The sequence below is a fragment of the Pseudomonas sp. FSL R10-1339 genome, assembly GCF_009600545.1.
Classification (GTDB): domain Bacteria; phylum Pseudomonadota; class Gammaproteobacteria; order Pseudomonadales; family Pseudomonadaceae; genus Aquipseudomonas; species Aquipseudomonas bubulae.
Map to the genome: position 1 here is coordinate 1 of NZ_WIVQ01000057.1, position 22,847 is coordinate 22,847.

Genomic DNA, 22,847 nt, shown 5'->3' on the forward strand with positions numbered 1-22,847 from the left:
CCATCTTGGCCTCCTGGCTTTAATGGCGGTGTATTTTACAGAAAATCGTATTTCTTGGGTTTACGTACAGAGCCTAGGGTTTTGGCCCGTGATGCCAATCGCCGCATTTTCGTGCCGACGCTTTTTATTGTTCCAGATAGGGCGATTATTCAAAGCAACACGGCGGACTATGTCAGAGAAGGTTTCAATCTCACGATCCGCATCATAAAGCGCTTGATATTGTAGGGTGTTTTGAAATGCGGCCATTACTAGTGGCCGATACAATACACTGTCTACACTCTGAAGGTTACCAGTGACGGGCAGGTTGAACAGCAAATCACCTGTTTCAGGAAAGCGGTTGTGGAAGCTATTTTTTAGTTCCTCAAAATCAACATACGCGCGATATTGCAGAGACTTTGAGTAATGCATCGGTACTTCGCGGATTGGTTGCTCGCTTCGGTTTTTAGTATAAATGGGTGAGGCAACGTTTGGGGTAATTCTTAGATCCCCTAGACGCATATCCAAAACGCCGGCTAATTGAACCCTATCCGTAGCCAGCAGCCAAGCAAATGCCACTTCTTCGCTGGGGGTGTGCTTTAAAAGGTATAGGTAATCAATGTTATGAAAGTAAAGTTTGTGGTCGCTGTTCTCGGGATAGATGTCTAACGCTCCTGAGTCTCGAAGGCCCGCCTGAATCAGGCGGTTTGCCTCATCAATTGTCAAGGGCGAGTTGCTTTCAATCTGGGCGTAAGCAAAGTCAGAACTGTTATGGAGAAGCCTTTCTTTTAAGCGTAGGTTTTCGCTTTTGAGGATGGCGCCTGCGAGTGCTTTGTATACAGTGCTACGATCTGTCTTGCTGGTGCTATATCTTAGCTTTTCGTAATCTCCGTTGCACCCTTCAAGTAGGTTGGCGACTTGTTGCATAACACCTTCATCACGGAGTAACTCTAAGCGCTGCTCATTCATTTCCCTGAGAAATTGACAGCAAAAACGTATCGTCGATCTTACAATCTTAAGTTCGTCTTTTTCGGGCTGGTTGGTAATTTGTCCTAAGCTCGGAGTTGCCTGTCCCGCTCGATTGGAAGCGGAAGGAATGTACACAATGGCCTCCCGAACAGCTGCGGCCGCATCGGCGAGTTCAGGATTGCCATAGGCCTCATTAAGAAAGCTATCGAATGCCGTTCGATAAACCGACATGTACACACATACGGTATTCAGTTTGGCTTTTTTTACAGTGCGTAGATAACGCGTGAAATCTACCATAAATGCCGCGGGTAACGCCTGCGCGTCTGGGTACTCGGTGATTGCCCAATTGGCGAGAGTGTTAAATCTCAAGATTCTATTATAGGCATCTATCAAAGAATTGTTTTTACATTCGGTGCTGTTGAAATATCGCAACAGAGAGCGAAAGATTGGGCAGCCATGAAATTGCTCCGGTATCTCAACGCGGCGGTGCTCGACTTTCTTGCCCTTAGCACCTTGCATCGGAACGATGGCATAGGTATCCGAGGGGCTGAGGTTATGAATAGGGCTGGGCGCAAGCGTGGACAAGCTCGCGGGGGCGTCCGCAACAGCGTCAGTAGTATCAGTCATCATATTCATCGTTCAACGCACGCCTAATTTTTTCACGACGGTGAAGTTTCCCATCGAAAATCACATATTCTTTAGTTGTAGCTTTATCCTCATGCCCCATTTGCTCGGGAACATATTGCCAGGGGTCGTAACCATGTTTGTAGCAAAAATCGACAAGGTTAGTGGCATAGGTGTGTCGTAATGCATGAAAGGTCAACTTGAGGAAGCTGCGCTTCGTCACGAAATGCAAGTGTGGGTTTTTCGTATGAAGCTCAGCTATTATTTGATCAATATTAATTGCGGCTGCGGCGCGTGCTGCCTTGAAGGTATTAGTCGCATGCCCTTTAAACATGGCTGTTCCACGTTGGGTGCATATCAGCGGCCCATCCGCAATATTTTTCCGCCTTCCTTCCAAAAAGTGTTTTATTTTTTTGAAAGCTTTGGGTGGGATGTCGACTTGCCGGAGCTTCTCGCCCTTACCGATAATCGGTACCGTTATTGTTTGGTCATTGGCCTTTTCGGCCTGAGTTACGCGCTTTCTCAAATCACTCGTTAGTAGATTTCTCGAATCGGTCACCTCGGCAGAGCGTAGGCCGCAATAGTAACCAAGATGGAGCACTAGCTCGTCTCGTTCTTTTTCAAATGCGGATTGGGCTTTGATGCTACCCAGTAGCGTCTCGAAGATGTCTCTCTCGACGTACTTGTTGTACAAGTCAAAGTTGACTCGCTTCTTCCCCTCACCCTGTTTCTTTTGCTCATCCGAAATGTAGTGGTAGGCGAAGGATGCGGGAGCATCAAGCATCCCAATCTGCCAGGCATGCGTGTAGAACAATTTGAGCGTAGAGATGTGGCGATTGATCGACTTGTTTGAACACGACCTAGCCATTTTTAGATGGCCGTACAGATAGCCCGACATGTCTGCGTCTGTGAGCAGCCTCCAGTCCTGTGCGTGTGCTTGCAGTGCCTCGAAGAAGCTTCGTAGGTCATGGGCGCAGGAGCGAATGGAATTTGGCTGCTGGCCTTCTTGGGCGAGGTATATCAGGAAGAGAGATGGCGCTGGAACGATGCTCTGTTCTGCGAGTTGGCCGTCTTCGAGGATGGCGTAGGTGCTGAGGGGGCCGCCTGACCAGTTGATCTCCTTCACATATTTGACTTTCACTGCTTAGCGTCCCGATCTCGTGAAGCACCATTCGCTTCATAAAGCCAAGCTAATCAGCAGGTTATCTTGCTGTCAATGTGCCATGGGGAAGAATGTCAACGTTTCTTAAAAACGGGACTCTCTCGGATAAACCTCGCCGATGCTGGGTACCAGGTTGTGCAAGTCGGCTTCAGCAACTTTGAACACCGGGTCATTGCGGGTGCAGTTTTTTCGCCCGCCACTTTGCCAGCATTGGCGCTGATGGCCGATCTGCCAGGCGGGAACGATATGTTCCCACTCGATGCGTGCGGCACGGTTGGCATTTTTGCGCGGGATATAACCGCAGGCTTTCAGATCGACGCGGTTGCCGGTGTATTTGCAACCGCAGTAGAACTCGGTGGACTGCGGCGCGTAGAGCTTCCAGGCAACCTTCTTGGCTTCGCTGAAGGTATTCGGGGCCGCGGCCTGTGCGCTTGCAACGGTGAAAAGACCGAGCAGTACCAGTAAACAAACCCTCATTGACTCAGTCTTCCTCAAGCACGGTCCAGAAAACATTCACGCCGCCATCATCGCGGTGGGCGACAGTGACGTTATCGTTTTCAGAAATTTCTTCCAGCAGGCGTTCCCAGAACTCAGGGTTATCGCCTTCGAGTCGCTCAAGCACCGCCATTTTGTCTTTTTGAGCTTTTGGCGAGCTGATGATTTTTTGTATACGTGTGCCGAAAATTTCATAGGGGCTTGGCGGAGTCGGCTCTTTTGCTGCTTTTTTAGCCATGATGCAATCCTTGGTGTGCTGTATGCGCATACAGTATTTAACTGCGCCACATTTGGCAACTGTTTGGTGCAACTGCCGGTGGTGCCGCAGCTTTTGTCCGACCAATAAAAAGGCCGCCTCCCACAGGGGAGGCGGCCTTGCTTATTCAGCGCGCCAAGGCGTCAAGCAAGCACTCAGTATTCCCAGAAGATGCGCTGCAGCTCTTTGCTGTCCTGGGTCTTGGTCAGGGCGACCATGGCCAGGATGCGGGCTTTCTGCGGGTTCAGGTCATGGGCAACAACCCAGTCGTTTTTGTCGTCAGGCTGTTCTGCGTTACGCAGTACGAAACCGCCGCTGTTTACGTGGGAAGAACGAATGATTTGTACGCCATCCTTACGCAGGGCTTGCAAGGTCGGCACCACGCTGGAGGACACTGAACCGTTGCCGGTACCCGCGTGGATGATGGCTTTGGCACCGGATTGGGCCAGCGCTTTATAGGCGGTGTCGTCCACATTGCCGTAGGAGTAGGCGATGCCAACGTTTGGCAGGCTCTTGATGTTCTTGATGTCGAACTCGGAGTCCATGGTGTGGCGCTTGGCTGGCAAGCGGAACCAGTAGGACTTGCCTTCAACGACCATGCCCAGCGGACCCCACGGGCTTTTGAAGGCTTCGGTCTTGATGTTGATCATTTTGCTGACATCACGGCCCGACTGGATTTCGTCGTTCATGGTGACCAGCACGCCTTTGCCGCGCGCATCTTTGCTGCCGGCAACGGCAACGGCGTTGTACAGGTTCAGCATGCCGTCAGCCGACATGGCGGTGCCCGGACGCATGGAGCCGACCACCACGATGGGCTTGTCGGTTTTTTCGACCAGGTTCAGGAAATAGGCGGTTTCTTCGAGGGTGTCGGTACCGTGGGTGATAACGATGCCATCAACGTCGTTGCTGTCAGCCAGTTCGGCGACCCGGCGGCCCAATTGCAGCAGGTTTTCGTTGGTGATGCTCTCGGATGCAATTTGCATCACTTGCTCGCCACGCACATTGGCCAGTTGGCTTAGCTCGGGGACGCCGGCGATCAATTTGTCGATACCGACTTTAGCGGCCGTGTAAGTGGCGCTGTTGGCAGCGCTGGCACCTGCACCGGCGATAGTGCCGCCAGTGGCGAGGATGATGACGTTGGGCTTGGTGACAGCCTCTTGCGCTTGAGCGGTCGGCAGTGCCAGCAGCAGGGCCAGTGCGCCCGGAACAAAAGTTTTCAAAACAGCATTTTTCATTGTTTTTTCTCTTATTAGTGAGTATGCCGATGACTGCACACTTTGCTCGGCATGTGCCATTTATTGACCATGCATAGAGACTGGAAAGCACTATTTGTGCCACTAAGCGAAGTTTCTCGGGGAGCACACAACGTATTGATTTATGGGTCTTTATTTCCACGATCCGCTTTCTGGAAAAGAAACCGGACGGTTTTCCGAACAGAAGCGTTTTTTTTGTTCGGAGAGTCGAATATCGATGTGTCTGATCGCGTTTTTTTTCACATTGACAAATAACAGGTGGCTTTCCATAGTGAGGGCCTAGCAAACGTTTGCGCCGTTTTCTTGAGTCTGTATTTCTGGCAGTCAGGCAGGACCTGATGCCAGTCACCCAGCTTTTGGCGCTCAGGCGTGTGCGAGCAGGACGTTGCTCACAATAATCATAAGATCGGAGTTGCCCCCATGAAGCTGCCATTTGCTGGACGCCTTCTTGCTGTCGCCATGCTGGCTGCGGCATCCCTTACCCTCCCTGTCGCCAATGCCGATACGCCACAAAAACCCAAAGTCGGCCTGGTCATGAAGTCCTTGGCAAACGAGTTCTTTGTCACCATGCAAAAGGGTGGCGAGGATTATCAAAAGGCCAATGCCGCCAGTTTCGACCTGATTTCCAACGGGATCAAAAATGAAACGGACACTGCGGGCCAGATCGACATCATCAATCAGATGATCATCGCCAAGGTCGATGCGCTGGTGATTGCGCCCGCAGACTCCAAGGCGCTGGTGTCGGCCATCAAAAAGGCCAGTGACCGTGGCATTGTGGTGGTCAATATCGACAACCAGCTCGACCCCCAGGTGCTGAAAAGCAAAGGGCTCGAAGTACCCTTTGTGGGGCCCAACAACAGGCAGGGGGCTCGTGAGGTCGGCGAGTACCTGGCCACCAGGCTCAAGGCCGGTGATGAGGTCGGGATCATCGAGGGTGTATCGACCACGACCAATGCGCAAATGCGCACAGCGGGTTTCACGGATGCGATGAACGCTGCCGGGATGAAGATTGTGCCGGTGCAGTCGGGCAACTGGGAAATCGACGGTGGCAACAAGGTTGCGGCGGGCATGCTCAGCGAGTATCCGAACCTCAAGGCCATCCTGGCGGGCAATGACAGCATGGCGCTGGGCGCGGTGTCGGCTATCCGGGCTGCAGGCAAGGTCGGCAAGGTGCAAGTGGTCGGCTATGACAACATCGATGCGATAAAACCCATGCTCAAGGATGGCCGCGTGCTGGCAACGGCCGATCAGGCTGCCGCCAAACAGGCGGTTTATGGCATCGAAACGGCGCTCAAGCTGGTCAAAAAAGAACCGGTTGAAAACCTCAAGGACGGTGTCATCGATACCCCTGTCGAACTGGTCATCAACAAGTAATCCCACTCGCTGTCGCAGGCACTTGCCCGGTCGGGCAGGTGCCCGGAGAAATGTCATGTCTGCTCCTGATGCCAGCGTGGTCCTCACGGTCAGCGGGATTGGTAAAACCTACACTCAGCAGCCGGTACTGGCTGCTATCGAGCTGTCGTTGCATCGCGGCGAAGTTCTGGCCCTGACGGGTGAGAATGGCGCTGGCAAAAGCACACTATCGAAGATCATGGGTGGCCTGGAGGTGCCGACTCTCGGGCACATGCAATTCAATGGCCAGGCCTATGCCCCGGGCAGTCGTGCGCAGGCCGAGCAATTGGGTGTGCGCATGGTCATGCAGGAACTGAACCTGCTGCCCACGCTGACGGTGGCGGAAAACCTGTTTCTGGACAAATTGCCCGGCCACCTGGGCTGGATCAGCCGCAAGCAGTTGCGCAAAGCGGCCATTGAGGCCATGAGCCAGGTGGGTCTGGAGGCGATTGACCCGGACACCCTGGTCGGGGAGCTGGGCATTGGCCATCAGCAGATGGTCGAGATTGCGCGCAACCTGATCGGCGATTGCCATGTGCTCATCCTCGATGAGCCCACGGCCATGCTCACCGCCCGTGAAGTTGAAATGCTTTTTGTGCAAATCGAACGGCTGCAGGCCCGTGGCGTGGCGATTGTGTATATCTCCCATCGACTTGAAGAGCTGGCACAGGTGGCGCAGCGGATTGCCGTACTGCGCGACGGTTGCCTGGTGTGCGTCGAGCCCATTGCCGATTACAACAGCGAACAACTGGTCAACTTGATGGTGGGCCGCGAGTTGGGTGACCAGTTGGATTTGGGCGAACGTAGCTTGGGTGAAACGGCACTTGAAGTCTGTGGTATCAGCCGCTCGGACAAGGTACGAGATGTATCGTTTAAAGTCAGAAAAGGCGAGATTTTCGGGATTTCCGGACTGATCGGGGCAGGGCGCACCGAACTGCTGCGACTGATCTATGGTGCTGATGTGGCCGACAGCGGCACGGTTGCAGTGGGTACTCCTGTGCAGGTAGTGACCATCCATTCGCCGGCAGATGCTGTCCGGCAGGGCATCGCACTGATTACCGAGGACCGCAAGGGTGAAGGCTTGCTGCTGACCCAGTCGATCAGTGCCAACATCGGCCTGGGCAATATGGATCGGATTTCAAGCAGTGGCTTGGTCAACCGGGAGCAGGAGGCCGCATTGGCCCGGCGTCAGATAGACGCCATGGGCATCCGCAGCAGCGGCCCGGAACAAGTGGTGTCGCAACTGTCCGGTGGCAACCAGCAGAAGGTCGTCATTGGCCGCTGGCTGGAGCGCGACTGTTCGGTTCTGCTGTTCGATGAGCCTACGCGCGGTATCGATATTGGCGCCAAGTTCGATATTTACCGGCTGCTGGGCGAGCTGACGCGCAAGGGCAAGGCGCTGGTGGTGGTGTCGAGCGATCTTCGCGAGTTGATGCTGATTTGTGACCGCATTGGCGTGCTGTCTGCGGGCCGGCTGATCGATACCTTTGAACGTGACAGCTGGAGTCAGGAACAGTTACTGGCGGCAGCTTTTGCCGGTTATCAAAAACGAGATGCGTTGCTTGCTGAAGCCACGCCAAAGGAAGCCTCATGAACCCTACCCGCGTGCCGCATAAAAGTGCACATAACTACTACGGAATGGGCACCTACCTCGGGTTGGCGGGCGCCTTGCTGGCCATGATCATTCTGTTTTCCAGCCTGAGTGAACATTTTTTCTCCTATGACACGCTCAGTACGCTGGCCAACCAGATCCCCGACTTGATGGTGTTGTCGGTCGGCATGACCTTTGTGCTGATCATCGGCGGCATCGACCTGTCGGTCGGCTCGGTGTTGGCCCTGGCAGCGTCGGCGGTCAGCGTTGCGATTCTGGGCTGGGGCTGGAGTGTATTGCCTGCCGCTTTGCTGGGCATGGGCTGTGCGGCCCTGGCGGGGACCCTTACGGGGTCGATCACGGTGGCCTGGAAAATCCCGTCTTTTATTGTCTCGCTGGGGGTGCTGGAAATGGCCCGGGGCGGGGCCTACCAGCTTACAGGATCGCGCACGGCGTATATCGGCGACGCGTTCGCCTGGCTTGCCAATCCGGTTGCCTTTGGCATCTCGCCCGCGTTCATTATTGCGTTGCTGATTATTGTCATCGCCCAGGCGGTGCTGACGCGCACGGTGTTTGGGCGCTATCTGATTGGCATTGGCACCAACGAAGAAGCCGTTCGCCTGGCCGGTATCAATCCAAAGCCTTACAAGATTTTGGTCTTTAGCCTGATGGGGTTGTTGGCAGGAGTGGCGGCGCTGTTTCAGATATCCCGCCTCGAGGCGGCAGACCCCAATGCCGGTTCGGGCCTTGAACTGCAGGTGATTGCGGCCGTGGTGATCGGTGGCACGAGCTTGATGGGCGGGCGCGGTTCGGTGATCAGTACGTTTTTTGGTGTGCTGATTATTTCAGTATTGGCCGCAGGGCTGGCTCAAATCGGCGCGACGGAACCCACCAAGCGTATTATTACCGGTGCTGTCATTGTGATAGCAGTGGTATTGGACACTTACCGCAGTCAACGCGCACAGCGACGGAATTGAGCAATGGCAACGATTAAAGATGTCGCGGCAATGGCAGGCATTTCGTACACGACGGTTTCTCATGTTTTGAATAAAACCCGCCCTGTCAGTGAACCTGTGCGCTTGAAGGTTGAGCAAGCCATTGCACACCTGGAGTATGTACCCAGCGCGGTAGCACGCTCGCTCAAGGCCAAGACCACAGCGACCATCGGCCTGCTGGTGGCCAATAGCCTGAACCCGTACTTTGCCGAGTTGGCGCGAGGTATCGAGGATTACTGTGAGCGCAACAATTACTGCGTGATCCTGTGCAACTGTGATGATGACCCGGTCAAGCAGCGCAATTACCTGCGGGTGCTGCTGGAAAAGCGTGTGGACGGGCTGGTGGTCGCTTCGTCCACAGGCGACCTGGGGATGGCCAGCGGGTTGGTCGGCGTACGCACGCCGATGGTGATTGTCGATCGCAGCTTTGAGGGGGTTGAGGCTGACCTGGTGTGCATCGACCACGAACTGGGGGCTTATCTGGCTACGCGGCACTTGCTCGATCTGGGGCATCGTGCCATTGCCTGCATTGGCGGGCCCGCCGCCACCCGTGTCGCGCAGTTGCGTATGGCCGGGTATCGGCGCGCGCTGCTGGAGGCGGGTATAACGCCTCAGGGGCAGTGGATGGTCGAGAGTGACTTCAGCAGTGTCGGGGGCTACAACGCGGCGGTCAGCTTGCTGCAGCACAACCCGCCCTCGGCCATTTTTGCCTGCAACGACATGATGGGCATCGGCGTATTGCGAGCGGCGGCCGAGCGCAATATTCGGGTACCCCAGCAGTTGTCGGTGATTGGCTTTGATGATGTACAGATGAGCCGTTATGTCTATCCGTCGCTGACAACTGTCGGGCAGTCGATCCTGCAACTGGGCGAGATCGCTGCCCAGTTATTGTTGCGCCGCATTGCCGTACCCGGGCGGGCGGTGGAGCAGCGGATCGTCAAGCCCGACATTGTGCTGCGCGAGTCCACCCGGGCTTATGCGCAAGCACCGTTGAAATCCCCCCCTACAATCACTGGATGAGTGTCGATACATGCAAGCGAATGTTGTGGTTGCAGGCAGTCTGAATATGGATCTGGTCACGCGTACCGAGAGATTGCCGCGCCCGGGGGAAACGGTGTTCGGGCAATCCTTTACCACCGTGCACGGTGGCAAGGGCGCGAACCAGGCGGTAGCAGCGTCGCGCCTGGGTGCCCGGGTGGCAATGCTCGGCTGTGTCGGCGGTGACGCCTATGGCGTGCAGTTGCGCGACGGCTTGCTGGCTGACCGGGTTGATTGTGTGGCAGTGCGCACCGTGCCTGACTGTGCCAGCGGCGTGGCCCTTATCACGGTGGATGCCTGCAGCCAGAACACCATTGTGGTGGTGCCGGGTGCCAATGGCTGCCTGGCCGCGGAAGATATCCGCGCCTTTGATCACGTCTTGCAAGGTGCGCAAGTGCTTGTTTGCCAGCTTGAAGTGCCGATGGAAACAGTCGGATGCGTGCTGGCGCGTGGACGTGAACTGGGCAAAGTGGTGATCCTCAATCCCGCCCCGGTCAGTGCTCCGTTGCCGGGGCACTGGTATGGCGCCATCGACTACCTGATCCCGAATGAGAGCGAGGCCTGGGCGCTTAGCGGTGTGCCGGTTGATTCCCTTGAGTCGGCCGGGCGGGCTGCCCGGCGGTTGGTCGAGCTGGGCGCGGGCAAGGTGATTGTCACCCTGGGCGCGCTGGGGGCCTTGTTTGTCAGTGCCCACCGAGTGATGCACTTTACTGCGCCCAAGGTCGAGGCGGTGGATGCCACGGCGGCGGGCGATACCTTTGTCGGCGGCTTCTCTGCCGCGCTGGCGGCGGGTATGGAAGAGGACGACGCGATACGCTTTGCGCAGGTCGCCGCCGCGTTATCGGTCACTCGGGCGGGGGCTCAGCCTTCGATTCCATTGTTGCGTGATGTTCAGGGCTTTAAAGCACCATGAAAAAAACACCGCTGCTGAATATCGCCTTGTCGCGGCTGGTTGCCTCGCTGGGGCATGGCGACATCGTGGTGATTGCCGATGCCGGTTTGCCGGTGCCCAAGGGTATCGAACTGATTGATCTGGCCCTGACTCAAGGCGTGCCTGATGTTGCCAGCACGTTGCGCGCCCTGCTCAGTGAGATGCAGGTGCAAAGCCATGTGCTCGCCACTGAGTTGTTGCAGGCGCCATGCCCGGCGCTGTCATGTATCGACGAATATGCAGGCAAGGGGGAGTTGGGCTCAAGGAGCCTGCTCACCCATAATGCTTTCAAGGAACTATGCCTGCAGGCAAAGGTGATTGTTCGTACTGGAGAGTGTCGCCCGTACTGCAATATTGCCTTGGTCTCTGGCGTGACTTTTTGACAAATAACCAGGGAGTTGTGATGCCACGTTTTACCCGGATTTTTCAGCCATTGATCAGGAGTGTCTTGTTCGTGTCCGCCATCACGATGTCGAGTGTTCAAGCCGCAGACAAGATCGATTTGATCATCGACACGGACCCCGGCGCCGATGATGTGGTCGCTCTGCTGCTGGCACTGGCTTCACCGGAGCAGTTACAGGTGCGGGCCATTACCACCGTGGCGGGCAACGTACGGCTCGACAAGACCTCGCGCAATGCCCGGCTGGCCCGGGAGTGGGCAGGGCGCGAAGACGTGCCGGTGTATGCCGGGGCCCCTAAACCCCTGGTGCGTACGCCGATTTACGCCGAGAACATTCACGGCCAGGAAGGCGTCACCGGTGTGCCTGTGCATGAGCCGGCCAAAGGTCTCGAAAAGGCCAATGCGGTCAATTACCTGGTTGATACCTTGCGTGCAGCCAAGCCAGGCAGCGTGACCATTGCCATGCTCGGCCCGCAGACAAACCTGGCCCTGGCCTTGATCCAGGCCCCGGAAATCACGCAGGGAATCAAGGAAGTCGTGGTCATGGGCGGCGCCCATTTCAATGGCGGTAATATCACCCCGGTTGCCGAGTTCAACCTTTATGCCGATCCGCATGCGGCAGACGTGGTGTTGAAGAGCGGGGTGAAACTGACCTATGTACCGCTGGATGTGACACACAAGATCCTTACCAGCGAGGCGCGACTGAAGCAGATCGCTGCACTGGGCAATACGGCCGGCAAACTGGTGGGCGATATTCTCAATGAATATGTGAAAGGCGACATGGTGCACTACGGACTGCCTGGCGGGCCTGTTCACGATGCCAGTGTCATTGCCTACCTGCTCAATCCTGCGCTGTTCTCCGGGCGTGAAGTCAACCTGGTCGTGGATACTCGCGAGGGGCCGACCTTTGGCCAGACTATCCCGGACTGGTACAACACCTTGAACCAGCCCAAAAACGCCTTTTGGGTCGAGAGCGGTGACGCGCAGGGCTTTTTTGACTTGCTTACCGCGCGTCTGGGCCGGCTCAAGTGAAGTGAGGTTGCGCGCCGTCAGGTCAGCCTGACGGGCTCGGCCGGTTTGTACTTTTCGAACACCTGACTGACGAACGCTCGGGCAGCTTCCGTGCCGAGCTCTTTAACCAAAAGGTCGATGCCGATAATGGCCAGCTCTTCAGGGCTGCCAGGGCTGTATGAGCACTGTCCTTGATGCCACTTGGCCTTGATATCTGCATCGATGCTGACTGTTGTCATGGGGTGCTCATGGGAAGGGGGCGTGAAAAGGCGATTTTAGCAAAAAGTCGTCATTTCGCTATGAATAGACCAAAGTAAATATTGGTTTTTGCACCCTCAACAGCCCATGACCCCCGCACTGCGTGCCACACTTGCACTTTTTGGGAGCGGTGCAGGCCATGCAAATTGATCTAAACAACCCTGAGGGCTTTACTCTTGGCGCTGTGCGTCAGTTGCTGGCCTCGGCCAGTGATGATGCCCATACACAGTTGCGCGTGACCAAGACGGGTATCGCTTATATTTCTTCGGGTGTGGTGGGCGGTGTCGATATCGACGGTCTGCTTTTCAGGCTGGAGACCTGGGCGGCAGGTTCTGGCTATGTCGGAAAAGTTGCAGCAAGCGATGAGGTCTGGGTCATGCAGATATTCAATGCCCTCAAGGACAACTGGCCTAATCCGCCGTTCGATTACATTGATGTGTACTGACACCTGAACATATTTGGCAATGATTAGGGGTGCACGGTAAAAGTCGGCTCGGGCACACTTGCCGGTGCTGGCAAATCAGAAGGCGCTGAGAGGCGTCATGCAACCTATGTGCGAAAAAGCTGTCGCAAGGGTTCAGACTATTTATCTTAAGGAGGCTTCATGTCTTGGAAGCTAGTGTCATTGGGTTCGTTGTTGGCGGTCTTGGCACTGTCCGGATGCAGCACCGCAAGTTCGGTCAAGGAGCCTGTCGCCGAGGCGGGGCATAGCCGTTGCGATGCTAAATCAGCAGCATTTGCAGTCGGTCAAAAGGCTTCGGCGCAGCTTCTGGAGCAGGCCCGTATCAAGGCTGGTGCGCAGAACGCGCGTATTTTGATGCCGCATGACGTGATGACGCTTGAGTACCGCTCGGACCGTCTCAATCTCAATGCGGACGACGCTGGCATCATTACCCGGGTTAACTGCGGCTAACCTGGCCTGACATTGCGTCAGGCATAAAAAACCCCGTCACATGGACGGGGTTTTTTTGTTCGCGGGAGATTTACTCCGGACGAACCTGTGCAGCTTGCATACCCTTTTGGCCTTTCTCAGCCACGAAGGAAACGGTCTGGCCTTCTTTCAGGCTTTTGAAACCGTCGCTTTCGATAGCTTTGAAGTGTACGAACAGGTCGTCACCGCCACCTTGAGGAGTGATGAAGCCGAAGCCTTTTTCATCGTTGAACCATTTTACGGTGCCGGTTTGGCGATTAGACATGGTGTATCTCCAAGAAACTTATATTTTCAGTAGTACTGTGCTGCTCAGGCCAACTGGGCACACCGAGGTATCATAGTCGAAATGTGCGCTTTGGGAGCCCCCCTGAGCTACAGATTGCTGCAATGTTAACCCTCGTCTGCTCTTTGAAATGCTCAAGACCCCCGGTTTACGGGGGGTTGAGGGCTAAAGGCTGTTAGAAAAAAAGCAGTCGAGAATCAATATTTTTTACGTGCAAGAGCGTTTTTGACTGTTTTTGCTCTCCTCACGGCTCAATTCGAGCCGTGAGGAGGGTGGTTATTTCTTGGCCCGGCAAGCCTGGATGGCGTCCAGAGCCCGGGTGCGAAGCTCTGCGCTAGGCTGGGTTGTCTTGCTCATCAGCTGTGTGATTTCGGCGCTTGTAAACTTCTCGGACAGCTTGTCCGCACCGCATGCGCAATGCTGTTGGGCCGTTTTTGCGTCAACACTTTGGCTGGCTGCCGCTACGCAGTCCTTCATGTAGTCTTTTTTGGCGCCTGCAGGCCAGTTATCGGCCTGGGCGCTCAGGGGTAGCAGCAGCGCCAGGGGGGCTGCGAAGGCGAGTAAGCGGATCGTGCGCATAAGATGCTCCTTGTAGGCATTAAGACCAAGTGTGTATCACTGAGTATGTGAAAGGTAAGTGGAGCTCAAGTTCACCCTTTTGTAAAAAACCCCGTTTTCTCGCGGATGCGGGGAGGGGTGCGCAACAGGCGTATCCATCTGTGCTAGCATGCCGCCCTGGCTATTTCCTGCATTCGCGTGTTCCTTGAACCGTCATGCAGTGCCATTAACCTTTTTGATTTGAACTCCAGTCACTCTGGTTCGGTTTTAGGTTCGCCGCAAGGCTCCTGCCACTGTGAGGCAGGCATACCACCGAATCGCGTACTGGCTCATCCCAACCCACGTGACCTTTGGTAGGGGTCACCACTAGGAGAGGAGGCGCCATGCCAACTATTACTCTTCCCGACGGCAGTCAACGCTCTTTCGATCATCCAGTTTCTGTAGCCGAGGTTGCCGCTTCAATTGGCGCCGGCCTGGCTAAAGCCACCGTGGCCGGCAAGGTCAACGGCAAGCTCGTGGATGCCTGTGATCTGATTGAAAACGATGCCACCTTGCAAATCATCACGCCCAAGGATGAAGAGGGGCTGGAGATCATTCGTCACTCTTGCGCCCACTTGGTCGGTCATGCGGTGAAGCAGCTGTTCCCGACGGCCAAAATGGTCATCGGGCCGGTCATCGACGAAGGCTTTTACTACGATATCGCCTATGAGCGTCCGTTCACCCCGGATGACATGGCTGCTATCGAACAGCGCATGCAGCAACTGATCGAAAAAGACTACGACGTCATCAAGAAAGTGACGCCGCGTGCCGAAGTGATCGAACTGTTTGCTGCCCGTGGTGAAGACTACAAGCTGCGCCTGATCGAAGACATGCCGGACGAGCAGGCCATGGGCTTGTACTTCCATGAAGAATACGTCGACATGTGCCGCGGTCCTCACGTGCCGAACACGCGTTTCCTCAAATCGTTCAAGCTGACCAAGCTGTCGGGCGCCTACTGGCGTGGCGATGCCAAGAACGAGCAGTTGCAGCGTATCTATGGCACGGCCTGGGCTGACAAAAAGCAGCTGGCGGCCTACGTCCTGCGTATCGAAGAAGCCGAAAAGCGCGATCACCGTAAAATCGGCAAGCGCCTTGGCTTGTTCCACACCCAGGAAGAAGCCCCGGGCATGGTGTTCTGGCACCCGAATGGCTGGACCCTGTACCAGGTACTTGAGCAGTACATGCGCAAAGTACAGCGCGACAATGGCTACCTGGAGATCAAGACTCCTCAGGTCGTTGATCGCAGCCTCTGGGAAAAGTCCGGGCACTGGGCCAACTACGCCGAGAACATGTTCACTACCCAGTCTGAAAGCCGCGACTACGCGATCAAGCCGATGAACTGCCCTTGCCATGTGCAAGTGTTCAACCAGGGCCTGAAAAGCTACCGCGAGCTGCCGCTGCGTCTGGCCGAATTCGGTGCCTGTCACCGTAACGAGCCGTCGGGCGCCCTGCACGGCATCATGCGTGTGCGTGGCTTTACCCAGGACGATGCCCACATCTTCTGTACTGAAGAGCAGATGCAGGCCGAGTCGGCAGCTTTTATCAAGCTGACGCTGGATGTCTACGCTGACTTCGGTTTCAAGGACATTGAGCTCAAGCTGTCGACGCGTCCTGAAAAGCGTGTGGGTTCGGATGAGCTGTGGGATCGCGCCGAAAGCGCATTGGCTTCAGCCCTTGATAGCGCTGGCCTGGCGTACGATTTGCAACCGGGCGAAGGTGCCTTCTACGGTCCCAAGATTGAATTTTCTCTGAAAGATTGTCTGGGTCGTGTCTGGCAATGTGGTACCCTGCAGCTCGATTTCAACCTGCCGATCCGTCTTGGCGCAGAATATGTGTCCGAAGACAACAGCCGTAAGCACCCGGTTATGCTGCACCGCGCGATCCTTGGATCGTTCGAGCGTTTTGTCGGTATCCTGATCGAACATTACGAAGGCGCATTCCCTGCTTGGCTGGCTCCAACCCAGGCAGTGATCATGAATATCACTGACAAACAGGCAGATTTTGCTGCTGAAGTTGAAAAAACTCTCAATCAGAGCGGATTTCGTGCCAAGTCTGACTTGAGAAATGAAAAGATCGGCTTTAAAATCCGCGAGCATACTTTGCTCAAGGTTCCTTATCTCTTGGTTATCGGAGATCGGGAAGTCGAGATGCAGACTGTCGCTGTGCGTACACGTGAAGGTGCTGACCTGGGCTCGATGCCCGTCGCGCAATTCGCTGAATTCCTCGCACAAGCGGTTTCCCGGCGTGGTCGCCATGATTCGGAGTAATTATTATTAAGCGTGAAATGAGACAAGATAAACGAGCTGCACCGAAAGCCCCGATCAACGAGAATATCTCGGCACGCGAGGTTCGGTTAATTGGGGCTGAAGGCGAGCAGCTTGGGATTGTGTCAATTGAAGACGCGCTTCTTAAAGCTGAAGAGGCCAAACTGGACTTGGTGGAAATTTCCGCTGATGCAGTACCCCCAGTTTGCAAGCTGATGGACTACGGCAAATCTATCTTCGAAAAGAAGAAACAGGTTGCTGCTGCAAAGAAAAACCAGAAACAGATTCAGGTTAAAGAAATCAAGTTTCGTCCAGGGACGGAGGAAGGGGATTACCAGGTAAAACTGCGCAACCTGGTACGTTTCCTGAGTGATGGGGACAGGGCCAAGGTATCGTTACGATTCCGCGGCCGTGAGATGGCCCACCAGGAACTGGGTATGGAACTGTTGAAGCGGGTTGAAGCTGACCTTGCGGAATACGGTACCGTCGAACAGCATCCTAAGATGGAAGGACGCCAGCTGATCATGGTCATCGCCCCGAAAAAGAAGAAGTAATCAATTGGGCACGGCAGGCCTTCTGATTATGTTTATCAACTGAATGCGGAGTATCCGAACATGCCAAAGATGAAGACTAAAAGTGGTGCTGCTAAGCGGTTTCTGAAAACTGCTAACGGTATCAAGCACAAGCACGCTTTCAAGAGCCACATCCTGACCAAAATGTCGACCAAGCGTAAGCGTCAACTGCGCGGTAGCAGCTTGCTGCATCCGTCTGACGTGGCAAAAGTCGAGCGCATGCTGCGCCTTCGTTAATTTTTGGTTAAGACTAGAGGAAGTAACTCATGGCTCGTGTAAAGCGTGGCGTTGTCGCCCGTAAACGTCACAAAAAAATTCTGAAACTGGCTAAAGGCTACTACGGCGCACGCTCACGCGTATTCCGTGTTGCCAAGCAAGCGGTAATCAAGGCAGGCCAATACGCCTACCGTGACCGTCGTCAGAAAAAACGTCAGTTCCGCGCTCTGTGGATCGCTCGTATCAACGCTGGTGCTCGTATCAACGGTCTGTCTTACAGCCGTTTCATCGCCGGCCTGAAAAAAGCTTCCATCGAGATCGACCGTAAGGTTCTGTCTGATCTGGCAGTGAACGAAAAAGCGGCGTTTGCTGCGATTGTCGAGAAAGCTAAAGCCACTCTGGCTTAAGTACCCCCGACAGTCACTTGGGCTTGCCTGTGTAAGCCCGGGTGCTAAACGTCATAAATAGGGGAAGAGCCTTCAAGCTCTTCCCCTATTTTGTATCTGGAGTCTGTACATGGAAAACCTGGATGCGCTGGTCTCTCAAGCACTAGAGGCTGTGCAAAGCGCTGAAGATATCAATGCCCTGGAGCAAATCCGGGTTCAATACCTTGGCAAAAAGGGTGAATTGACTCAGGTGATGAAGACCCTGGGCAATTTGCCAGCAGAAGAGCGTCCGCAAGTCGGTGCCCTCATCAACGTTGCCAAGGAGCGTGTCACAGAGGTTCTCAATGCGCGCAAGGCGTTGTTTGAAGAGGCCGAACTGGCCGCCAAACTGTCTGCCGAGTCCATTGACGTGACCCTGCCTGGCCGTGGCCAGACCTCTGGCGGTCTGCATCCGGTGACCCGGACTCTGGAACGTATCGAACAGTTCTTTACCCATATTGGCTACGGCATCGCCGAAGGCCCTGAGGTTGAAGACGACTATCACAACTTCGAAGCGCTCAACATCCCAGGCCATCACCCGGCCCGGTCGATGCATGACACCTTCTATTTCAATGCCAACATGTTGTTGCGCACCCATACCTCGCCGGTACAGGTCCGCACCATGGAATCCAAGCAGCCGCCGATCCGCATTGTCTGCCCGGGCCGTGTGTACCGTAGCGACTCGGATATCACCCATTCGCCGATGTTTCACCAGGTCGAAGGCCTGCTGATCGATCGCGATATCAACTTCGCTGACCTGAAAGGGACCATCGAAGAGTTCCTGCGGGTGTTCTTCGAAAAAGAACTGGCCGTGCGTTTCCGTCCGTCCTACTTCCCGTTCACCGAGCCTTCCGCTGAAGTGGATATGGAATGCGTGATGTGCAGCGGTAAAGGCTGTCGTGTCTGCAAGCAGACTGGATGGCTGGAAGTCATGGGCTGCGGCATGGTTCATCCGAACGTGCTGCGCATGTCCGGGATCGACCCGGAAGAGTTCTCGGGCTTTGCCTTCGGCATGGGCGTTGAGCGTCTGGCCATGCTGCGTTACGGCGTGAACGACTTGCGTCTGTTCTTCGACAACGACTTGCGGTTCCTCGCGCAATTTCGCTAGTCGTAACGAATTCTTAGGAGAGCAGGATGAAATTCAGTGAACAATGGCTGCGTGGTTGGGTAAACCCGCAGGTAGGTCGCGACGAGCTGGTTGCTCGTCTGTCGATGGCCGGTCTTGAGGTCGACAGCGTTACGCCGGCCGCCGGTGTATTCAGTGGCGTGGTTGTGGGCGAGGTGCTGAGCACCGAGCAACACCCTGATGCTGACAAGCTTCGTGTTTGCCAGGTCAGCAATGGTGCCGAGACTTTTCAGGTAGTGTGTGGTGCGCCCAACGTGCGCCCTGGCTTGAAAATCCCGTTCGCCATGATCGGTGCCGAACTGCCGGGTGACTTCAAAATCAAAAAGGCCAAGCTGCGTGGCGTTGAGTCCAACGGCATGCTGTGCTCGCAAGCAGAACTGCAAGTGGGCGAGGGCAATGACGGCCTGATGGAGTTGCCGGCCGATGCACCGGTGGGCGAGGACATCCGCGTCTATCTGGGTCTTGAAGACGCCAGCATTGAAGTCGACCTTACGCCGAACCGTGGCGACTGCCTGTCGCTGGCAGGTCTGGCGCGTGAAGTGGGCGCTCTGTATAACGCCCAGGTGACTCGCCCGGTGGTTGCGCCAGTTGCTGCGGTACACGAGGAAGTGCGTCCGGTTGAAGTGCTGGCACCTGCTGCTTGCCCGCGCTACCTGGGCCGTGTGATCCGCAATGTTGACCTGTCCCGGCCAACGCCGCTGTGGATGGTTGAGCGCCTGCGTCGCGCTGACGTGCGCAGCATCGATGCCGCTGTCGACATTACCAACTATGTCATGCTGGAACTGGGTCAGCCGTTGCACGCGTTCGACCTTGCCGAGATCAATGGCGGCATTCGTGTACGCATGGCTGAAGAAGGCGAGAAGCTGGTACTGCTCGACGGCCAGGAAGTCACCTTGCGCAGCGACACGCTGGTGATTGCAGACCATACCCGCGCTTTGGCCATTGCCGGCGTAATGGGTGGCGAGCACAGCGGTGTGACCGACAAGACCCGCGACATATTCCTTGAAAGCGCTTTCTTTGATCAGATCGCCGTTGCTGGCAAGGCCCGCTCCTACGGCCTGCACACCGACGCTTCGCACCGCTACGAGCGTGGCGTGGACTGGAAACTGGCCCGTGAAGCCATGGAGCGCGCCACTGGTCTGCTGCTGGAAATCACTGGCGGCGAAGCTGGCCCGATCGTTGAAACCGTCAGCGAGCAGTATCTGCCGTCGATTGCACCGATCACCTTGCGTGCAGCGCGTATCAGCCAGATGCTCGGCATGGAAATGGACGCGGCGGAAGTTGAGCGTCTGCTCAGCGCCCTGGGCCTGACCATAACCGCTGAAGGGGCAGGGCAATGGCGCGTAGAAGTGCCAAGCCATCGCTTCGATATCAGCCTGGAAGTTGACCTGATCGAAGAACTGGCGCGCCTGTACGGCTACAACCGCCTGCCGGTCCGTTACCCGCAGGCCCGTCTGGCACCGCAAGCCAAAGCAGAGGCGCGTAGCGACCTGCCGGAGTTGCGTCGTTTGCTGGTCGCTCGTGGTTATCAGGAAGCAATCACCTACAGCTTTATCGACCCGAAACAGTTCGAACTGTTTAGCCCGGGTGTTGAACCGCTGTTGCTGGCCAATCCGATTTCCAACGACATGGCTGCCATGCGTGCCTCGTTGTGGCCCGGCCTGGTCAAGTCGTTGCAGCACAACCTGAACCGTCAGCAAGATCGCGTTCGCCTGTTTGAAAGCGGCCTGCGTTTTGTTGGCCAGCTTGAGGGTCTGAAACAAGAGCCGATGCTGGCGGGTGTTGTTTGCGGCAGTCGTCTGCCTGAAGGCTGGGCTCAAGGTCGTGATGTTGTCGACTTCTTCGACGTCAAGGCTGATGTAGAAGCGGTGCTGGGTTTTGCCGGTGCCCTGGACGCGTTTACCTTCGTGCCGGGCAAACATCCTGCTCTGCATCCGGGCCAGACTGCACGTATCGAGCGTGACGGTCGCGAAGTTGGCTATGTCGGTGCCATCCACCCTGAGCTTTCAAAAAACCTTGGTCTTGACCGTCCAGTGTTTGTTTTTGAACTGGTTCTGGCAGAAGTGGCGGCAGGTAAAATGCCGAAATTCCATGAGTTATCGCGCTTTCCTGAAGTGCGTCGTGACCTGGCGTTGTTGGCCGATCGTGACGTTGCAGCCAGTGCTGTGCTGGATGTAATTCGTGAAAATGCAGGCGAATGGCTGACAGACCTAAGGTTATTTGATGTTTACCAGGGTAAAGGCATTGATCCGCATAGAAAAAGCCTTGCAGTTGGCTTGACCTGGCAGCATCCATCGCGCACTCTTAATGACGATGAGGTGAACGCCGCAACGCAAAATATCCTCACCTCGCTTGAACAAAGGTTGAACGCCACGCTAAGGAAGTGACGTATGGGGGCTCTGACAAAAGCTGAGATGGCGGAACGTCTTTACGAAGAGTTGGGCCTGAATAAACGCGAGGCCAAAGAATTGGTCGAGCTGTTTTTTGAAGAAATCAGGCACGCTCTTGAAGACAACGAGCAGGTCAAACTGTCAGGTTTTGGCAATTTTGATCTGCGTGACAAGCGACAGCGGCCTGGCCGCAATCCGAAAACGGGAGAAGAAATCCCGATCACGGCTCGCCGTGTAGTCACTTTTCGTCCAGGGCAGAAGTTGAAGGCCCGAGTAGAGGCTTATGCTGGAACCAAGTCATAACGACGAGCTCCCGCCGATCCCTGGCAAACGCTACTTCGCCATAGGCGAAGTCAGCGAGCTGTGCGGTGTAAAGCCGCATGTGCTGCGCTACTGGGAGCAAGAATTCCCTCAGCTCAACCCCGTAAAACGTCGCGGAAACCGCCGGTATTATCAGCGCCAGGATGTGCTGATGATCCGGCAGATTCGTGCGCTGCTTTATGACCAGGGTTTCACCATTGGAGGTGCGCGCTTGCGGCTTTCCGGTGATGAAGCCAAAGATGACACCACGCAATACAAGCAGCTGATCCGCCAAACGATCTCCGAATTGGAGGATGTCTTGCTGGTACTGAAGAAATAACCGAGGCATTTAAAATACTTTCGTATTTCAAAAGCTTAAGGTATATTTCTCAACGTTCTAGCAAGTTGTAACGCCTAGTCGGGGCGTAGCGCAGTCCGGTAGCGCACTAGCATGGGGTGCTAGGGGTCGAGTGTTCGAATCACTCCGTCCCGACCATATTCTTCAATGACTTAGCCAGGTTCGGTAGCGGCCTGGCTTTTTCATGTCTGAGATTCGGCTGTTTTGGTAGTGAATTGGTAGTGAATTGAGATTGCCTTGTTTGGTGGTGCGCATCTGGCTGCAGGATGGCCGTACGCCTCTAGGTCGATTATCACGACTTTCAGCTCTGCCTCCAAGGGCTGCTCCTGCCAAGCGGTTGGGTTGGCAAAGTCTATGGTTCATCAGGCTATGGGGCAAATATTGAGCTGTAAGGCTCCATTCCTGACGCAGCTGGTGAGTGATATCGAAAAAGCTATTTGGAGCCCTCTGCAACGCTGAGTCTGTGGCAATGCATAGCAGTGAGTTACCACTCCGGTCTGCTTCCCTTTGGGTTCGTGGACTTCTTCTTTGCTTCAGCTTTTTCGGCCTTGAGTACTGATTGCTTGATCAGATCCTGCAGCATTCCAGATATCGTTTTCTTTTGTCTTCGGGCGAGGCGGTCAAGCTGAGCCTTCACTGTCGTATCAAGAGTGAAGCTGTAGGATTTCTTCTCGTTCTTGACTTGTCGCTCCCTGTGCTGCTTCTGACGCCAAGCTGCTGTCATATTCATGATTAGCAGCTTATTGGCTGGCGTGTCTCGTAGGCTTTGACTCCATTCGGCGAGACTATCTTCGGGAGAGGATAGTAAGCCCTCAGAAAGCTTCTCCCCCTTTGTAGTCAAGTAGTCAATTGCCCACAGGTGCTGCGCTCTATTTCGAGGGTTAAGCCACTTAAGAACCGTAGCCTCTAGCTTTGTAACCTCCGGTTCTGATAGGTCTACGTAGGGAAGGTCTGATAGATCTACGGTGGAAGGGTCTGATAGATCTAGTATGAATGTAGCATTTTCATTGCTCAATGTAATGTTATCCTGTATC

Annotated in this window: 25 protein-coding genes, 1 tRNA gene and 1 pseudogene; 18 read left to right on the forward strand and 9 right to left on the reverse strand. The window is 55.2% G+C overall.

All coding sequences use genetic code 11. The annotated features are described in order from the left end of the window. Positions 1-60: 60 nt before the first annotated feature. The 5 genes and pseudogenes from GHO03_RS16110 to GHO03_RS16130 form a co-directional block, all read right to left on the reverse strand. The gene (locus GHO03_RS16110; protein ID WP_153400183.1) at positions 61-1,572 is read right to left on the reverse strand and encodes a hypothetical protein; all 1,512 of its coding nucleotides are present in this window, start codon (positions 1,570-1,572) and stop codon (positions 61-63) included. Further along, positions 1,565-2,710: a tyrosine-type recombinase/integrase gene (locus GHO03_RS16115; protein ID WP_153400184.1), complete on the reverse strand. Its 1,146-nt coding sequence runs from the start codon at positions 2,708-2,710 to the stop codon at positions 1,565-1,567. The genes GHO03_RS16110 and GHO03_RS16115 overlap by 8 nt, the downstream gene beginning before the upstream one ends. A gap of 108 nt (positions 2,711-2,818) precedes the next feature. Continuing rightward, positions 2,819-3,208: pseudogene (locus tag GHO03_RS16120) on the reverse strand (endonuclease); the annotation flags it as partial. A 4-nt stretch (positions 3,209-3,212) separates the two neighbouring features. Then, entirely contained in the window at positions 3,213-3,464 is a 252-nt protein-coding gene (locus GHO03_RS16125) for a DUF1654 domain-containing protein (RefSeq protein WP_095001985.1), read from the reverse strand. Positions 3,465-3,637: 173 nt separating this feature from the next. Further along, positions 3,638-4,717 (reverse strand): asparaginase, encoded by a 1,080-nt coding sequence (locus GHO03_RS16130; RefSeq protein ID WP_095001984.1) that lies wholly within the window; start codon positions 4,715-4,717, stop codon positions 3,638-3,640. Between the two features lie 438 nt (positions 4,718-5,155). On the opposite strand from GHO03_RS16130, the gene GHO03_RS16135 reads away from it, so the two are divergent. Genes GHO03_RS16135 through GHO03_RS16165 form a run of 7 tightly spaced genes read left to right on the forward strand, consistent with a single transcriptional unit; the run spans position 5,156 to position 12,114 of the window. Next, a complete protein-coding gene (locus GHO03_RS16135) occupies positions 5,156-6,109 on the forward strand; it encodes a sugar ABC transporter substrate-binding protein (protein WP_095001983.1) in 954 nt (317 codons plus the stop codon). A gap of 55 nt (positions 6,110-6,164) precedes the next feature. After that, a complete protein-coding gene (locus tag GHO03_RS16140) occupies positions 6,165-7,721 on the forward strand; it encodes a sugar ABC transporter ATP-binding protein (protein ID WP_095018574.1) in 1,557 nt (518 codons plus the stop codon). Next, positions 7,718-8,695: an ABC transporter permease gene (locus tag GHO03_RS16145; protein ID WP_095001981.1), complete on the forward strand. Its 978-nt coding sequence runs from the start codon at positions 7,718-7,720 to the stop codon at positions 8,693-8,695. Before GHO03_RS16140 ends, GHO03_RS16145 begins: the two co-directional genes overlap by 4 nt. Before the next feature lie 3 nt (positions 8,696-8,698). After that, complete coding sequence (locus GHO03_RS16150; RefSeq protein ID WP_095023609.1) at positions 8,699-9,733, forward strand: LacI family DNA-binding transcriptional regulator; 1,035 nt, start codon at positions 8,699-8,701, stop codon at positions 9,731-9,733. Between the two features lie 10 nt (positions 9,734-9,743). After that, complete coding sequence (gene rbsK, locus GHO03_RS16155) at positions 9,744-10,664, forward strand: ribokinase (RefSeq protein ID WP_095018576.1); 921 nt, start codon at positions 9,744-9,746, stop codon at positions 10,662-10,664. After that, positions 10,661-11,065, forward strand: a complete 405-nt coding sequence (rbsD, locus tag GHO03_RS16160) for a D-ribose pyranase (protein ID WP_095001978.1) — start codon at positions 10,661-10,663, stop codon at positions 11,063-11,065. Before rbsK ends, rbsD begins: the two co-directional genes overlap by 4 nt. Positions 11,066-11,085: 20 nt before the next feature. Beyond that, the gene (locus GHO03_RS16165) at positions 11,086-12,114 is read left to right on the forward strand and encodes a nucleoside hydrolase (RefSeq protein ID WP_095023610.1); all 1,029 of its coding nucleotides are present in this window, start codon (positions 11,086-11,088) and stop codon (positions 12,112-12,114) included. A gap of 17 nt (positions 12,115-12,131) precedes the next feature. Here GHO03_RS16165 and GHO03_RS16170 read toward each other — a convergent pair whose 3' ends face one another. Next, positions 12,132-12,332, reverse strand: coding sequence for a hypothetical protein (locus GHO03_RS16170; protein ID WP_095001976.1), 201 nt, complete (start codon positions 12,330-12,332; stop codon positions 12,132-12,134). Between the two features lie 158 nt (positions 12,333-12,490). On the opposite strand from GHO03_RS16170, the gene GHO03_RS16175 reads away from it, so the two are divergent. Then, a complete protein-coding gene (locus tag GHO03_RS16175; RefSeq protein WP_095001975.1) occupies positions 12,491-12,796 on the forward strand; it encodes a hypothetical protein in 306 nt (101 codons plus the stop codon). A 159-nt stretch (positions 12,797-12,955) separates the two neighbouring features. Next, positions 12,956-13,264, forward strand: coding sequence for an I78 family peptidase inhibitor (locus GHO03_RS16180; RefSeq protein WP_095001974.1), 309 nt, complete (start codon positions 12,956-12,958; stop codon positions 13,262-13,264). A gap of 70 nt (positions 13,265-13,334) precedes the next feature. On the opposite strand, the gene GHO03_RS16185 is transcribed toward GHO03_RS16180, so the two are convergent. Next, a complete protein-coding gene (locus tag GHO03_RS16185) occupies positions 13,335-13,547 on the reverse strand; it encodes a cold-shock protein (protein WP_003179963.1) in 213 nt (70 codons plus the stop codon). A gap of 294 nt (positions 13,548-13,841) precedes the next feature. After that, positions 13,842-14,144: a hypothetical protein gene (locus GHO03_RS16190; RefSeq protein ID WP_095001973.1), complete on the reverse strand. Its 303-nt coding sequence runs from the start codon at positions 14,142-14,144 to the stop codon at positions 13,842-13,844. Positions 14,145-14,506: 362 nt separating this feature from the next. Between GHO03_RS16190 and thrS the strand changes: the two genes are divergently transcribed. The 9 genes from thrS to GHO03_RS16235 all read left to right on the forward strand — a co-directional run bounded on the left by thrS (position 14,507) and on the right by GHO03_RS16235 (position 21,951). Continuing rightward, positions 14,507-16,429 (forward strand): threonine--tRNA ligase, encoded by a 1,923-nt coding sequence (gene thrS / locus GHO03_RS16195; protein WP_095001972.1) that lies wholly within the window; start codon positions 14,507-14,509, stop codon positions 16,427-16,429. Further along, entirely contained in the window at positions 16,429-16,980 is a 552-nt protein-coding gene (gene infC, locus GHO03_RS16200; protein WP_169916631.1) for a translation initiation factor IF-3, read from the forward strand. Before thrS ends, infC begins: the two co-directional genes overlap by 1 nt. Before the next feature lie 60 nt (positions 16,981-17,040). Then, positions 17,041-17,235: a 50S ribosomal protein L35 gene (rpmI, locus tag GHO03_RS16205; RefSeq protein ID WP_002553160.1), complete on the forward strand. Its 195-nt coding sequence runs from the start codon at positions 17,041-17,043 to the stop codon at positions 17,233-17,235. Positions 17,236-17,264: 29 nt separating this feature from the next. Continuing rightward, positions 17,265-17,621 carry a 50S ribosomal protein L20 gene (rplT, locus tag GHO03_RS16210; protein ID WP_003442184.1) on the forward strand — a complete coding sequence of 119 codons (357 nt, stop codon included), beginning with the start codon at positions 17,265-17,267 and terminating at the stop codon, positions 17,619-17,621. 109 nt (positions 17,622-17,730) lie between these two features. Then, positions 17,731-18,747, forward strand: coding sequence for a phenylalanine--tRNA ligase subunit alpha (pheS, locus tag GHO03_RS16215; RefSeq protein WP_095001971.1), 1,017 nt, complete (start codon positions 17,731-17,733; stop codon positions 18,745-18,747). A gap of 26 nt (positions 18,748-18,773) precedes the next feature. Further along, positions 18,774-21,152, forward strand: a complete 2,379-nt coding sequence (pheT, locus tag GHO03_RS16220; RefSeq protein ID WP_095001970.1) for a phenylalanine--tRNA ligase subunit beta — start codon at positions 18,774-18,776, stop codon at positions 21,150-21,152. A gap of 3 nt (positions 21,153-21,155) precedes the next feature. Then, entirely contained in the window at positions 21,156-21,458 is a 303-nt protein-coding gene (ihfA, locus tag GHO03_RS16225; RefSeq protein WP_002553164.1) for an integration host factor subunit alpha, read from the forward strand. Next, positions 21,439-21,795 carry a MerR family transcriptional regulator gene (locus GHO03_RS16230; RefSeq protein ID WP_095001969.1) on the forward strand — a complete coding sequence of 119 codons (357 nt, stop codon included), beginning with the start codon at positions 21,439-21,441 and terminating at the stop codon, positions 21,793-21,795. Before ihfA ends, GHO03_RS16230 begins: the two co-directional genes overlap by 20 nt. Positions 21,796-21,874: 79 nt before the next feature. Next, positions 21,875-21,951 (forward strand) — tRNA-Pro (locus GHO03_RS16235). Between the two features lie 346 nt (positions 21,952-22,297). Here GHO03_RS16235 and GHO03_RS16240 read toward each other — a convergent pair. After that, positions 22,298-22,543: a hypothetical protein gene (locus GHO03_RS16240; RefSeq protein ID WP_153400185.1), complete on the reverse strand. Its 246-nt coding sequence runs from the start codon at positions 22,541-22,543 to the stop codon at positions 22,298-22,300. Positions 22,544-22,847: the final 304 nt, after the last annotated feature.

Bases quoted from the DNA above. Each gene is read 5' to 3' on its own strand.
- ihfA (WP_002553164.1), top strand. From the start codon at position 21,156: ATGGGGGCTCTGACAAAAGCTGAGATGGCGGAACGTCTTTACGAAGAG.
- thrS (WP_095001972.1), top strand. From the start codon at position 14,507: ATGCCAACTATTACTCTTCCCGACGGCAGTCAACGCTCTTTCGATCAT.
- GHO03_RS16130 (WP_095001984.1), bottom strand. From the start codon at position 4,717: ATGAAAAATGCTGTTTTGAAAACTTTTGTTCCGGGCGCACTGGCCCTG.
- GHO03_RS16175 (WP_095001975.1), top strand. From the start codon at position 12,491: ATGCAAATTGATCTAAACAACCCTGAGGGCTTTACTCTTGGCGCTGTG.
- GHO03_RS16185 (WP_003179963.1), bottom strand. From the start codon at position 13,547: ATGTCTAATCGCCAAACCGGCACCGTAAAATGGTTCAACGATGAAAAA.
- GHO03_RS16110 (WP_153400183.1), bottom strand. From the start codon at position 1,572: ATGACTGATACTACTGACGCTGTTGCGGACGCCCCCGCGAGCTTGTCC.
- GHO03_RS16240 (WP_153400185.1), bottom strand. From the start codon at position 22,543: ATGAATATGACAGCAGCTTGGCGTCAGAAGCAGCACAGGGAGCGACAA.
- GHO03_RS16180 (WP_095001974.1), top strand. From the start codon at position 12,956: ATGTCTTGGAAGCTAGTGTCATTGGGTTCGTTGTTGGCGGTCTTGGCA.
- GHO03_RS16145 (WP_095001981.1), top strand. From the start codon at position 7,718: ATGAACCCTACCCGCGTGCCGCATAAAAGTGCACATAACTACTACGGA.
- rpmI (WP_002553160.1), top strand. From the start codon at position 17,041: ATGCCAAAGATGAAGACTAAAAGTGGTGCTGCTAAGCGGTTTCTGAAA.
- GHO03_RS16170 (WP_095001976.1), bottom strand. From the start codon at position 12,332: ATGACAACAGTCAGCATCGATGCAGATATCAAGGCCAAGTGGCATCAA.
- GHO03_RS16125 (WP_095001985.1), bottom strand. From the start codon at position 3,464: ATGGCTAAAAAAGCAGCAAAAGAGCCGACTCCGCCAAGCCCCTATGAA.
- GHO03_RS16140 (WP_095018574.1), top strand. From the start codon at position 6,165: ATGTCTGCTCCTGATGCCAGCGTGGTCCTCACGGTCAGCGGGATTGGT.
- GHO03_RS16165 (WP_095023610.1), top strand. From the start codon at position 11,086: ATGCCACGTTTTACCCGGATTTTTCAGCCATTGATCAGGAGTGTCTTG.
- rbsK (WP_095018576.1), top strand. From the start codon at position 9,744: ATGCAAGCGAATGTTGTGGTTGCAGGCAGTCTGAATATGGATCTGGTC.
- pheT (WP_095001970.1), top strand. From the start codon at position 18,774: ATGAAATTCAGTGAACAATGGCTGCGTGGTTGGGTAAACCCGCAGGTA.
- GHO03_RS16150 (WP_095023609.1), top strand. From the start codon at position 8,699: ATGGCAACGATTAAAGATGTCGCGGCAATGGCAGGCATTTCGTACACG.
- rplT (WP_003442184.1), top strand. From the start codon at position 17,265: ATGGCTCGTGTAAAGCGTGGCGTTGTCGCCCGTAAACGTCACAAAAAA.
- GHO03_RS16230 (WP_095001969.1), top strand. From the start codon at position 21,439: ATGCTGGAACCAAGTCATAACGACGAGCTCCCGCCGATCCCTGGCAAA.
- rbsD (WP_095001978.1), top strand. From the start codon at position 10,661: ATGAAAAAAACACCGCTGCTGAATATCGCCTTGTCGCGGCTGGTTGCC.
- GHO03_RS16135 (WP_095001983.1), top strand. From the start codon at position 5,156: ATGAAGCTGCCATTTGCTGGACGCCTTCTTGCTGTCGCCATGCTGGCT.
- GHO03_RS16190 (WP_095001973.1), bottom strand. From the start codon at position 14,144: ATGCGCACGATCCGCTTACTCGCCTTCGCAGCCCCCCTGGCGCTGCTG.
- pheS (WP_095001971.1), top strand. From the start codon at position 17,731: ATGGAAAACCTGGATGCGCTGGTCTCTCAAGCACTAGAGGCTGTGCAA.